Annotated in this window: 12 protein-coding genes; 8 read left to right on the plus strand and 4 right to left on the minus strand. The window is 37.9% G+C overall.

The window, feature by feature from the left end; translation table 11 throughout:
• Nucleotides 1–21 precede the first annotated feature (21 nt).
• From SJY44_RS01605 to SJY44_RS01615, 3 genes are all read left to right on the plus strand, one after another.
• Nucleotides 22–780 carry an SDR family NAD(P)-dependent oxidoreductase gene (locus SJY44_RS01605; RefSeq protein ID WP_396591003.1) on the plus strand — a complete coding sequence of 253 codons (759 nt, stop codon included), beginning with the start codon at nt 22–24 and terminating at the stop codon, nt 778–780.
• Nucleotides 781–789: 9 nt separating this feature from the next.
• Nucleotides 790–1,263, plus strand: a complete 474-nt coding sequence (locus tag SJY44_RS01610) for a hypothetical protein (RefSeq protein ID WP_396591004.1) — start codon at nt 790–792, stop codon at nt 1,261–1,263.
• Nucleotides 1,264–1,330: 67 nt separating this feature from the next.
• On the plus strand, nt 1,331–2,044 hold the full coding sequence (locus tag SJY44_RS01615; protein ID WP_396591005.1) for a DUF4386 domain-containing protein: 714 nt from the start codon (nt 1,331–1,333) through the stop codon (nt 2,042–2,044).
• Nucleotides 2,045–2,071: 27 nt separating this feature from the next.
• Here SJY44_RS01615 and SJY44_RS01620 read toward each other — a convergent pair whose 3' ends face one another.
• The 3 genes from SJY44_RS01620 to SJY44_RS01630 are packed head-to-tail and all read right to left on the minus strand — an operon-like array spanning nt 2,072 to nt 4,087.
• On the minus strand, nt 2,072–2,581 hold the full coding sequence (locus SJY44_RS01620) for a DUF4440 domain-containing protein (RefSeq protein ID WP_396591006.1): 510 nt from the start codon (nt 2,579–2,581) through the stop codon (nt 2,072–2,074).
• Nucleotides 2,582–2,609: 28 nt separating this feature from the next.
• Complete coding sequence (locus SJY44_RS01625) at nt 2,610–3,431, minus strand: ZIP family metal transporter (RefSeq protein WP_396591007.1); 822 nt, start codon at nt 3,429–3,431, stop codon at nt 2,610–2,612.
• Nucleotides 3,431–4,087 carry a metal-dependent transcriptional regulator gene (locus SJY44_RS01630; protein ID WP_396592110.1) on the minus strand — a complete coding sequence of 219 codons (657 nt, stop codon included), beginning with the start codon at nt 4,085–4,087 and terminating at the stop codon, nt 3,431–3,433. Before SJY44_RS01630 ends, SJY44_RS01625 begins: the two co-directional genes overlap by 1 nt.
• A gap of 85 nt (nt 4,088–4,172) precedes the next feature.
• On the opposite strand from SJY44_RS01630, the gene SJY44_RS01635 reads away from it, so the two are divergent.
• From SJY44_RS01635 to SJY44_RS01645, 3 genes are all read left to right on the plus strand, one after another.
• Nucleotides 4,173–6,431: a TonB-dependent receptor domain-containing protein gene (locus SJY44_RS01635; RefSeq protein ID WP_396591008.1), complete on the plus strand. Its 2,259-nt coding sequence runs from the start codon at nt 4,173–4,175 to the stop codon at nt 6,429–6,431.
• A 75-nt stretch (nt 6,432–6,506) separates the two neighbouring features.
• Nucleotides 6,507–7,016, plus strand: coding sequence for a hypothetical protein (locus tag SJY44_RS01640; protein WP_396591009.1), 510 nt, complete (start codon nt 6,507–6,509; stop codon nt 7,014–7,016).
• A 52-nt stretch (nt 7,017–7,068) separates the two neighbouring features.
• Complete coding sequence (locus SJY44_RS01645) at nt 7,069–7,560, plus strand: DinB family protein (protein WP_396591010.1); 492 nt, start codon at nt 7,069–7,071, stop codon at nt 7,558–7,560.
• On the opposite strand, the gene SJY44_RS01650 is transcribed toward SJY44_RS01645, so the two are convergent.
• On the minus strand, nt 7,561–9,348 hold the full coding sequence (locus SJY44_RS01650) for an alpha/beta hydrolase (RefSeq protein WP_396591011.1): 1,788 nt from the start codon (nt 9,346–9,348) through the stop codon (nt 7,561–7,563).
• A 251-nt stretch (nt 9,349–9,599) separates the two neighbouring features.
• Here SJY44_RS01650 and SJY44_RS01655 point away from each other — a divergent pair, with 251 nt between their 5' ends.
• Nucleotides 9,600–12,026, plus strand: a complete 2,427-nt coding sequence (locus SJY44_RS01655) for a CehA/McbA family metallohydrolase (protein WP_396591012.1) — start codon at nt 9,600–9,602, stop codon at nt 12,024–12,026.
• A gap of 125 nt (nt 12,027–12,151) precedes the next feature.
• Nucleotides 12,152–13,294 (plus strand): lycopene cyclase family protein, encoded by a 1,143-nt coding sequence (locus tag SJY44_RS01660; RefSeq protein ID WP_396591013.1) that lies wholly within the window; start codon nt 12,152–12,154, stop codon nt 13,292–13,294.

Consider the following 13,294-nt stretch of genomic DNA (forward strand, 5'->3'; position numbering starts at 1 on the left):
ATTCTTTATACATATTCAATTGTGAATTTCAAAAATAAAAACGTGCTCATTACAGGAGCTTCGCGCGGTATTGGCAAAGCTACGGCCATGGCCTTTGCTGAAAAAGGTGCCAATGTGGGCATAAATTTCAGAAGTAATCAAGAGGAGGCTAAAAAAACCTTAGCAGAGTTAACCGGTGAAGGTCATTTTTTGTTTCAACAAGATATTTCAGAAAAAGATGGCCCAGAATCCCTGATAAAAAGTTTTGTTGACCACTATGGCCAACTGGATGTTTTGGTCAATAATGCAGGAATCTCCATTTTTCATAAAATTGATGAAGTGGATTTTGAACATTGGGCCAATGCATGGGAGGGTACTTTTAAAACTAACTTGTTTGCAGTGTCCAATCTGTGTTATTGGGGAGCAAAAGCCATGATGAAAACAGGAGGTGGTCGTATAGTAAATGTATCTTCTAGAGGTGCATTTAGAGGTGAGCCCACCAAACCAGCCTACGGTGCTAGCAAGGCTGCATTAAATTCCATGAGTCAATCCTTGGCAAAAGCGTTGGCACCCCATAAAATATACATAGGAGTAGTAGCTCCTGGTTTTACAGAAACCGAAATGGCGGCCATCACCCTTACTCCTGCTGAAAGGGAAAATCTGCTTCGTGAGTCTCCATTTCAGCGTATGGCCCAACCAAAAGAGGTGGCACATGCCATTCTGTTTTTAGCTTCTGAGGGCGCGGAATATTCTTCGGGCACCATAATCGATGTAAATGGCGCTTCATATTTAAGGAGTTAACTTTGTTGTATGAAAGCAGCCACTGTAGTCCAAATAAAAAAAGAATTGCAACATTGTTCTCCTGAAGAACTATTGCAACTCTGTCTTCGACTTTCAAAGTTTAAAAAAGAAAACAAAGAACTGCTTACCTATCTACTTTTTGAGGCTGGCAATGAAGCTGGCTACATTGAAACTGTAATGGCTGAGGTTGATGAGCTATTTTTAGACATCAATACCAACAGTTTCTTCTATATTAAAAAAAGTGTGCGAAAGATTTTACGGAATCTTAAAAAGTACATTCGTTACTCAGGAAATAAAGAAACGGAGGTTGAGCTTTTGCTCTATTTCTGCAAAAAATTAAAAGAGTTTAGACCCTCAATGAACAACAACACTACCCTACGTAATTTGTATGATAGGCAGTTGACATTTATTGAGAAAAAAGTAGATGCCCTTCATGAGGACCTTCAATATGATTATGGTTTGGTTCTAGAAGAATTAAAGTAGCTGCCAGGCAACCTTTTCTAAAAAAGAAGCGTCTTTCTTTTTACAAACCATATCAATCACTAAACCAATGGGCGCAAACAAAAAAACAGCACGTTTAGCTGGCTTACTCTATTTCTTAGTTGTTATAACCGGTATTTTCAGTCTACTATATGTTCCATCTCAACTTATTGTTTGGAAAGACCCGGCCACAACAATTGCAAATATTAAATCCTCGGAATCCTTATTTCGGTTAGAAATTTTAAGCGGCCTTCTGTGCTACATATTCTTTTTACTGTTGCCTTGGGTATTGTATCAATTGTTCAAGGGGATAAATAAAAACTATGCCGTTCTGATGGTTGTTTTGGCTGTCATTAGCGTTCCTATTTCATTTGTCAATCTAACGCACAAACTGGATATTCTTTCTTTGCTCAGTGAAGCCGACTACCTAAGTATATATTCTGCTGGACAGATTCAGGCGCAGGTAATGCTAGCCCTAGAGTCTTACCATCATGGAAATTTAGTTGCGCAAGCATTTTGGGGACTTTGGCTCTTTCCTTTTGGTTATTTGGTTTTCAAATCGGGGTTTTTGCCTAAGTTTTTAGGTCTATTTTTAATGATAGGCAGTTGTGGTTATTTTCTGGATTTTGTTGGGCGCATCGTATGCTCAAATTATGGTGATCTATGGATTTCTGATTATATCACCATTCCGGCCAGTATTGGAGAAATTGGTACGTGTTTGTGGTTGTTGATTATGGGAATAAAGACCATTACTCCTTCAGAAGAGAGTAAAGCCACAACCTAAAATGTTTCCTATAAGAAGTGAGTTATACTAGAACTTCAAAATGCTGTTCTTTGCAAAATCTGCTTCCGTAATAGGGTTTCCGTTGATAGTCGCAGTATCCCAATCTTGGGTTATTTTCCATTGACCCTCAATTTTTTTAAGGACTATATGAAACTGCCCATAACTATAATTGGTCTCATCATTCTTATCCGTAAATCCAATTCTGTAAAAGCCTACTTCGTAAGATGTCGTTTCATTGGTACGTCGACTATCAAACCAAAAATCCAATGAGATAGATATTCCATCTGCTTTATTCTTCTTAAAGCGTTCAAGGTTTCCAGATTTAAAGGTATTCTCAGTATCAATTCCTTGTGGAGTTACTCTAAGTACTTCTTCAGCGTAAGTAGCATTAAGTGCCTCACCGTCTAAAGTTTCAAATGCTTTTTGAAAAGATTTCCAGAGGTTCTTGTCAATTTCATTTTGAATTTGTTCAACATCTACCTGTGCATAACCAAAATAGGACAAGCATAAAACGCATAGCAACACTAATTTTCTCATAATTTGTTCTTTTATTTTTTTTATACGATTATCCTAGACCCACATCTAAGGTCATCATAATAATAAAACCGCCAATAAAGCCCATAGTGGCCACATCAGTGTATTTGTCTCGTTGGGTTTCTGGAATCACTTCTTCCACCACTACAAAAATCATGGCGCCAGCAGCAAACGATAATGCGTATGGTAAAATAGGTTCGAAAGTAAGTACTGCCCAAGCTCCCAAAACCGCTGCAATGGGTTCCACTATGGCCGAAGCTTGACCGTACATGAAACTCTTGGTTCTGCTCAATCCTTGTCTACGTAATGGCATGGCCACTGCAAAACCTTCAGGGAAGTTTTGAAGTCCAATCCCCAATGCTAAAGCAACTGCTCCTCCAATGGTAGCACCATCAAAACCTGCTGCAACACCTCCAAAAAGTACTCCAACAGCCAATCCTTCAGGAATATTGTGCATTGTAATGGCCAAGGTCAATAGCGTAGTTCTGTGCCAAGGTGTTTTTACCCCTTCAGCTTCACTATCCTTAAAATTGATATGTAAATGCGGTAGAATCTTATCCAATCCAAAAATAAAAGCGGCTCCTAACAAAAAACCAACTGCAGCTGGAATTACCTTTTCAAAACCTTCTCCTGGACTCATTTCAATTCCGGGTGCCAACAAACTCCAAAAACTGGCTGCAACCATTACTCCTCCAGTAAAGCCCAGCATGCCATCCAAAAGAGCACGATTCATTGTTTTGAACAAAAAAACCAAAGCTGCTCCAGCAGCTGTCAACCCCCAAGTAAACAGAGTGGCATAAAATGCTGCCAAAATAGGATTGATGCTTTCAAAATATTCAATTATCTGTTCCATTACTCATTCATTTTTATGTAAAGGTTCGACGCTATTTGATGAGAAATATGAAGTTCTTTGCCTTCCATTTTAATATGAAGTGACTGGTCAAAATCTTCTTTCTCCAATACTTTGATCGTATTCCCCAAGGCAATACTATTCTTATCCAAGAATTTGAGAAAAGCAGCTGATGTATCTTTGACACCAACACACACACCTTCTGTTTGAAGTCGTATTTCGCTTAACAATTGTTTGTCACGCTCCATGAACTTTCCATCCTTACTGGGAATAGGGTCTCCATGGGGGTCATATTTTGGAAAATCTAAAAGTGCATCTATACTATCGATCAATTTCTCACTTTTAATATGCTCCAATTGCTCAGCCACCTCATGAACCTCATCCCAGGAAAAATCCAACTTTTCTACTAAAAATACCTCCCACAAACGATGCTTTCTAATAATTGAAAGTGCAGTCTTAATTCCAAAGTCGGTTAAAGAAACTCCTTGATATTTCTTGTAGTTCACAAACCCTTTATCTGCCAATTTTTTGGCCATATCCGTTACAGAAGATGGTTTTGTCTCCATCTGTTCTGCAATAGCATTTGTGGAAATAAGCGCAGAAGAATTTCCTCCTAAATGAAAAATTGTCTTGATATAGTTTTCTTCTGAACGAGTCACAAAAAATAATTTTTCCAAAAATACATTTTTATTTATAAAAACAAATTTTTAGTTTTGTCTAAATTTTAATTTAAACAACCAAAAATTGAAACGATTTCTACTGATATTTACTTTGTTAAGCTCTCTTGCTGGATGGTCTCAAAACAGTACTGTTCAAGGAACCGTTTCTGAAAATGGACAAAACCTGCCTTTTATCAATATCTATTTAAAAGGCACTCAAAATGGAACAGCAACAGATGGAGATGGAAATTATTTCATCACAGATCTGTCTCCTGGGAACTATGTGCTGATTGCTTCTGCTATTGGATATGAACCTTTTAGGAAATCTTTTTTAATTGGAAAAGATGAATCAGTAACAGTGAACATTCAATTGACCCAATCTGCTGAAGCTCTGGATGAAATGGTTGTTACCGGCACTCTAAAAGCGGTAAGCCGCCTAGAAAGTGCGGTCCCGGTTGAAGTATATAAACCTAGTTTTCTAAAGCAAAATCCAACTCCAAGTATTTTTGAAGCCCTACAGAATGTAAACGGAGTTCGCCCACAAATCAATTGCAATGTTTGTAATACTGGTGATATTCACATTAATGGACTGGAAGGCCCTTATACACTGGTGCTGATTGATGGAATGCCTATTGTAAGTGGTTTAGGCACGGTCTATGGCCTATCTGGAATACCAAATTCCCTAATTGAACAAATTGAAATTGTAAAAGGTCCAGCCTCCACGCTATATGGAAGCGAGGCTGTTGGTGGATTGATCAATATCATTACAAAACATGCCCCAAATGCTCCAGAATTTTTTGCCGATGCATATTTAACCGGTTGGGGAGAATATAATTTGGATGTGGGATCAAAAATTGAAGTAGGAAAGAAAACCAATCTGTTGCTCGGTGTCAATTACTTTAATTATGATGAAATTATTGATAACAATGGCGACAATTTTACGGATTTGACCTTACAAGATCGTATCTCCATCTTTCAAAAATGGAACTTTAAACGAGAGGATGCCAAAGTGTTTTCTCTTGCCGGTCGTTTCTTTTATGAAGACAGATGGGGCGGCGAATTACAATGGACTCCAGAATTTAGAGGTGGAGATGAAATTTACGGGGAAAGCATCTATACCCGTAGATGGGAAGTTTTAGGTAAATACCAATTGCCCATTGATGAAAAAGTAATGCTTTCCATGTCCTACAATGACCACAATCAAAACTCGGTTTATGGAGATGTGCTCTATTTGGCCGATCAGCGTATTGGTTTTGGACAAATGACATGGGATAAAACTTCTGGGAACCATGATTTGCTTTTTGGAAGTGCTATTCGCTATAATTACTATGATGACAACACACCAGCCACCCAAAGTGCAGATGAAGTCTGGATTCCGAGTTTGTTCATCCAAGATGAGCTGAAACTTGCTCAAAAACATTCCATCTTAGGAGGAGTTCGTTATGATTATGACCAAAGACATGGCAATATTTTTACCCCTAGGGCAGCTTATAAATGGAAGGTTTCAGATAATGATATTTTTAGGGTGAATGCCGGAACCGGATTTAGAGTGGTGAACCTATTTACGGAAGATCACGCTGCTTTAACGGGTTCTCGAGATGTAATTATTGCTGAGGAGTTAAAACCAGAGCGCTCCGTAAACGTCAACCTCAACTATCTGAAAAAAATATACGCGGACAACGGTACGTTTGTTGGTATAGATGCTTCTGCATTTTACACCCATTTCTCCAACATCATTTTACCGGATTATGATACCAACCCCAATCAAATTACCTATGATAACCTAGATGGTAAATCGGTTTCAAAAGGGCTGAGTGCTAATATTGATTTAGTACTTCCCAACGGTCTCAAATTTTTGGTAGGTGCTACCTGGCAAGATGTGAGCAATACAGAAAATGGAATTACCTCACGCCAAATACTAACCGAAAGCATTACCGGAACATGGAATGTCTCCTATACCTTTAGAAGTTTAGATCTTACCTTGGATTATACCGGTAACCTCTACGGCCCGATGCGATTGCCAACCCTTGGTGAGTTGGACCCTCGACAAGATTTTTCGCCCACTTGGAGTATTCAGAATATACAGTTCACCTATAAAGGTTTAGACAAGTTTGAGTTCTATGGCGGTATTAAAAACCTCTTGGATTGGACTCCCAATCGAGGAAATCCCTTTATTATAGCGCGAGCAAATGACCCTTTTGATCAAAACGTTCAGTTTGATTCGCAGGGCAATGCTGTGGCCACCGCAAACAATCCATTTGCCCTCACTTTTGATCCCAGCTATGTCTATGGCCCTAACCAGGGCATTCGTGGTTTTTTTGGACTACGGTATACTATTTTTTAAGACCGGTCTTCTTTATTATCTTAGACATATAATTAATATTATGATTAACGATTATATATAATTGTTACCTACAATTTGAAAAACCACGTAAATATTCTAGACTCCCTTTTTAATGATGGAGCCAAAGCTTTGGCTGGAATTTTTATGATTTTTCTATTTTTTGGCTCTCTTGGTATTTTCAATAGTCCACTTTTTATCCAGGACTTAATAATTGCACTATTTTGTTTATTCGGACTGATTCTATTGGGTATATTGCTTTTTTCAAAGAAAGTTTTGTTTAGAGAAAATGGGCTGACATTCCAAGGACTAATAATAAGAGATCATGTTTTTTTCAAAAAACAAATTGACCTGCAAAACGTAAAAGCAATAAAAATTTACGAAAACAAAAGTCCCTTACTCATTCCCTGGTGGATGGGTATCACGGCAAGCTTATTGGCGAACGAAAACCTCTATAAATTCAAATTGGAGACTACGGCAGGAAAAGAAAAATATTTAATTTCTTTTAAAAATAAGGAATCTAAGCACAAAGCAATTAGATTTTTTGAGAGTAATACGGATTTAGAAATAAAAAACTGTGGGCAATAATGGCTATAATTTATTCCAGTTTTATCTCTCACTAAAAACATCAAATTAACATATGACATACACCCCTGAGAACGGCTTCCCATATTATTTTGACTTGGTAAAAGATATGGATTGTCCATCACTCTTTTCTGATTCATCTACTAGTACACTTTTAAATTCTATTAGCGAGGAAAAAGCCGTTTATAGCTATGCGCCCGATAAGTGGAGCATTAAACAAGTAGTAGGGCATATTACCGATCATGAAAGAATAAAGATGTTTCGAGCATTTTTACTGAGCAGGAACGAACAATTGGAACTCTGGGGCTATGACCAAAACTCATTGGTAGACAACAGTCGTTTTGATGAGCTATCATTTAAACAATTATTAACTGACTTCGTAAACGTAAGGAAGGCATCAATTGGTTTTATAGATACATTATCTGAGAAACAATTAAGACTAAAAGGTATGGCTCGGCAATATGAAATTACCCTTGAAGATTTTCTAAAGTCTATCATTGGTCATGAAAGACACCACATAGGCATAATCAAAGAAAGATACATTTAGTTACCTTTTTGAATCTGCTAAAAAACCTCTTTCCATGAGAAACTCATCCGTCAGCTCATTTGCTTTTTCCCGTGCTTCTTTGTCTCTAAAAAAATGCCCGATTTTTTCAAAAATTTGAAATTGAAAATCGTTGTTATGCTCTTCCATGACACCTTTAAAGTGGAAGAATTCATAGATTGGGGCTAAATGATCTTCGGTGGTGTGAAACGAAAGAAATGGCGGTAAGCCACTTTTCACATTTTGGACTAATGAGATCGCTTGCGCTTGACCTCTTGAAACACCATCAAACCAACCATCCCCTTTGGTTAAATCATAGCTTGAGGATTTTGTGATGACAAGGTTGGGAATAGAACTAAAACTCTTATTGTCTTCAGACACAAAGTCGTCCATAATAGCCGCTGAAGCTGCCAAATGTGCCCCGGCCGAAAAGCCAGTAGCCACAATTTTGTTAGGGTCAATTCCTAATTCAGAAGCATGTGCTCTTACCCATCTTATTGCAGATTTTGCATCTTCCAAGCTCTTCTGAATAACATTACCATGTACATCAATCAATCTATATTCGAACGAGATTGCCACCATTCCTTGTGCCGACATTCTTTTGCAAGCATCATAGCCCGCTTCTGGCATGCCCAGGCTCCATCCCCCTCCGTGAAAATAGAGATATGCTGATTTTTCGTCTTCTTGATTATGTCCTTTGGGGTAAAAAATATGGGCATCCAACTCGGTTTCGTTACTCGTTTTATATATCCTAATTTCATCTGGTTCTTCTCTTACTGCCAGTGCTTTTTGAAAATCGTTTTTGACCTTGGCAAGCAGCTTTTCATTGCTGGTTTCTTTCTCAAATTGATTAAAAATACCTGCCCAAGCTTTCGTACTATAATTGGTGCTACAAATTTTGAAATGTTGTTCAAATAGATAGTCCTTGATTTCCTGATCTACCGAAAGATTTTTAATGGCCAAATATCTAGCGTTGATTTTTTCCAATGGATAATTATCATAGCGCTGATTTTTAAATTTTCCAGAAGACATTATCTCCACATACTTATCAAGATAGGCAATGTATTTTTTGTCATTTAAGAGCTGAGGCTTATTTAATCCCAAAGCCATTTCCTCAAGGTAATTTGCAGGTAGCTCCGCTTTTTGACCCGTTATAATCTCATGACCGGATGGGTAAAGCAATTGATAATACTTGTAGTGGTTGTCCAGTGTAACCATGCAATGTTTTTCAAACATTGGAGGAATATTCTCAACACTATTACTAAATGTATTGTAGTGTACTAGATTAGCATTTTTCAAAGAATCCATTTGCTTTCTAAAACCGGTCTCATCCAATGCATATAGGCTGGCCAGGTTCCTATAAATATAACCCTCTGACTTTCCTATTTCTTCTTTTTGATTTTGTAAATAGGTGTTCAAATGAGCATTTGCGCCTGCTATGCCAACGATAGAACCTAAAGTAACAGCTAAGCTATCATTTGGCGTTAGATATAATGATACTTTCTGATTACCAAGATTTATTCTGTAGAAGCTGGGGTTTTCAATTTCTATTTCAAACCTAAAGTGCCCTTCACCATCTATGGTTGTTGCTACCCCAGTAGCATCCGTAACAGTAGACCATTCGTTTTCTAAAGGAATTGGTTCATTTGATAAGCGAACCTCTCCCTCATGTGGCGACATTACAATGCCACTAACAACAACTTTGCTTTGCTTTTTGGTTGAATCTCCACAACTAAAAAAGAAAAGTAGTATTCCAAAAGTCAATAATTGAAGTATGCCTTTTTTTACCATAATGATTGTTTTATACATCTGGTCTTGAACCAGACATGACGCCCATTTTCAAGACGTACAATTTTACAGGATGGTTGCCTGACCAAGAAAATCCATAAGTAGTAACGCTCCAGGTTTAAACATTTGAAATTCCTATAATTACCTATCTTAGGCACCAATTGTCACATAACAATATAAACCAGCTAAATCCAACAGATGTAATGTACATAGCACCTTATTGAAATGCTTTGTGAACAACATTTGAAATGCCTATGAAAAACATTACTATAATTACTTGCTTTCTTCTTTTAACCTCCAATTTCACCAATGCGCAATGGAAAAATAGATATCCTATGGTAGATGGTTATCGCCACCATGTCTATTTAGAAGGGTACGATCTTCCTGTACTAAATTCAGGACCTATGGATCCTGCCCCTTCGCCATTAAAAGACCAAGTGGTGTTTTCAGCCAAAGGATGGTTATGGCTTATGGATATGGAGAGTTTGGAAGCCACACGAATCACTTCTTCCGCGGGAATTGATTCAAGACCCAATTGGTCCCCTGACGGAAAACAATTGGTTTTTGTTAGGGATAACAGTATGGATACCCAAATAGTGTTGTTAAATCTTGATTCTAAGGAAGAAACCATATTAATCGATACAGAGGCTCTGGATTTAGACCCTGTTTTTTCAAAAGATGGTAGGCTTGTTTACTATTCCTCTGCAAAAAATGGCTCATTTGACCTTTGGCAGGTAAATCTTAGCACCAATGAACATAGCATTATTACGGAGAGCAAAAGTTTGGAGCGACTGCCTGTTCCAACACTCCAAGGCAACAAAATTGTTTATCTAAAAAAATATGGGTTTTCATATGACTCTATAGAATTATGGGATATGGAAAAGGGCACCTCCACTCCTTTAGTTGAAGAAAACTTTGCCTCCCAAACGGCCTTTTCCCTTTCACCGGATAATCAAACCCTAACATACACTTGGCCCAACGGGGATGACTATGAACTTCGCGTATTGAATATTTCAATTCCTAAAAGCAATATGTTGCTCACCAAAAGTGAGGGACTTCCTTTGGCTCCTAAATTTAGTTCTGATGGCCAATGGATTTATTTTGCCGAATACAATAAAAGTGAGGTTTCCAAACTAAAAAGAATCTCCATAAATGGAGGAACAACCGAGAAACTACCAGTAAAAAAATGGAATTGGGTAGATCCAACAGGAAAACTAAAGATTACGAGCAAGGTTGACGGAAAAATGGATGCGGTCAGAATGAGTATCACAGATGAAAACGGGCATCCTATTATTCCAGATAGTGGTGTTGTGCATTCTGAAGGGCAGCATGGTATTGTCTTTTTCTATTCCCCAGGAGAGATTGAAGTTGAAGCTCCGCTTGGCTCTTTGACAATAACCACTGTACATGGGTTTTCGACCACGAAAAACATTCAAGAAGTTGAAGTACAAGAAGGCACATCAACAACCGAAATTAATCTAAGTAAAATTTGGGATGCCAGTGCAAACGGGTGGTATTCCGGAGACAATCATTTTCACTTAAACTATGGCGGAACAAATAGATTAGATCCAGAAGACATTATGTTAGATCTTAAAGCAGAAGGCTTAGATATTGGTTTTCCGTTGGTGGCCAATCTGGGGAATCGATTTCTTGGGCAGGACCTTTGGGGTTGGAAAAATGAGGGAACACCAATTATTAGTATTGGACAAGAAGTGCGCTCTCATTTTTTAGGGCATCTAGGCCTAATCGGAACCGATGAATTATACTGGCCATGGGTATGGGGTCCCTTTTACGATATTTATGGGAATGATGATAGACTAAATGCGGAACCTCTTCGTTTTGCCAGAAAAAATGAAGGCTTAGGAGGTTATGTTCATCCCGTTGCCGTAAAAGACCCCTTTGCAGTAGATGGAGCTGGAAGTATTCCAATAACATTGATAGCCGATGCTGTACTGGAAGAAGTGGATATTTTAGAATTAGGATGTCTTTGGACTGATGAAATAGGTACTGCTGCATTGTGGCATGAGTTTCTGAATATGGGCATTCCTATGGGGCAATCTGCAGGTAGTGATGTAATGAATAACCTCTACAGAACCATGGCCATTGGTGCAACCAGAGTCTATGCAAAACCCAAAGGAGAATTAACTACCAAGAGTTACTTAGAAGCGCTAAAGGATGGGAGAAGTTTTGTGAGTAATGGTCCCCAGCTCATATTCAAGGTAGATGGAAAAGAAGTTGGCGATGTCATCCAATCAAAAAACAAAAAGGCAAAATGGACATTAAACGTGTATTCTCCTATTTCTTACGAAACTGTTGAAGTATTTGTAAACGGAGCAGCAGTATGGACGAAAAAAAGTAAGGGTGGCACAAAAGAATCTTATAGCGGTTCTATTGAAATTCCTCAAGGAGGATGGGTAACAGCAAGGGTCTCCGGTGGCCCATCTGAATGGCCAATGATGGACAGCTACCCATTTGCTGAAAGTGCTCCTATATGGTTTAAAGAGGTGGGAAGTACCAACACCGCTTCTAAAGTTGAGGCTGCCAAAAAATTGCTGAAAACCTTAAATATTTCAGAAGAACGAATGAAACAAGGCTATGGCCAGGCTCCAATTCCCAACCTTATTGCACATTTTTCAAAAGCAAGACAAAAACTATTAAAAATTATTGAAGAACAGCGGTAGAATTGGATTGATTTAACTATTTGGATTAGATTTGAATTGGCTTAATACATAAACTTAGTACGGCTTACGCAAATTCTAATTTGTATTACTTCATCTAACTATTTTCCATTCCGTATTTTTGATCAATGTCCAACTACGACTATATCATAATTGGAGCGGGAGCTGCAGGGCTCTTATTGGCTGATGCCCTTACGAATGACGATTTCTTCACTTCCAAATCTATCTTGATTCTTGATAAAGACGATAAGACCAAAAACGATCGGACTTGGTGCTTTTGGGAGAAGGGCAATGGTAAATTTGATGGTATTCTGCATAGAAGTTGGCCCAACATTTATTTTGCTGGAAAGGAGTTAAGCCTCTCCACTTCCATTAATCCTTATCATTATAAAATGCTCAGGGGGATTGATTTTTACAACCATTATTTAACTAGAATAAAAAGTAGTTCAAATATTACTTGGGTACAGGAAGAAGTGACCAATATTCAAGAAAATGAGAACCCAGTGTTAGTGTCCACGCAAACCAATAAGTTTACTGGGGCAAAAGTTTTCAATAGTACTTTTGATTATCAGCTTGTCAAAAACCAGAAAAAATACCCTGTACTGCAGCAACACTTTTTAGGATGGTTTGTAAAAACCAAGCAAGCGATTTTCAATAAAGAAGAGGCTACTTTTATGGACTTTTCCATCCCGCAAATGGGGAATACCCGTTTCATGTATGTTTTGCCTTTTTCTGAAACAGAGGCCCTTGTGGAATACACTTTATTCTCAGAGGATACCTTAGAAAAAGCTGAATATGAAAATGCCATTGTGGATTACCTAGAGCAAAAATTGGGGTGCACTGATTATGAAATCTTAGAAAAGGAAACAGGTAATATTCCTATGACTTCTTACGGATTTAATAAGCACAATTCTGATAGAATCATGAACATTGGCATAGCTGGTGGATGGGCGAAAGCAAGCACGGGATTCACATTCTATAATACAAGCAAGCAAGTAAACGCCCTAATGGGATTCCTTAAAAAGGAAAAACCATTATCCAAGTTTTACAAAAGAGACAAATATTGGTATTATGATTTGTTGCTACTGGATATCCTTTATAACAACAATCATTTAGGGCAATCCATATTTGAATCCTTATTTAAGAAAAGAAAACCTCAATTAATATTAAAATTTCTGGATGAAGACACTTCACTCTGGGAAGACCTCTTGATAATTAGTGCTTGCCCAAAATGGCCTTTTTTAAAAGCATTATGGCGTCGAATATTTTAG

Source organism: Allomuricauda sp. R78024, from assembly GCF_044596045.1.
GTDB lineage: Bacteria > Bacteroidota > Bacteroidia > Flavobacteriales > Flavobacteriaceae > Flagellimonas.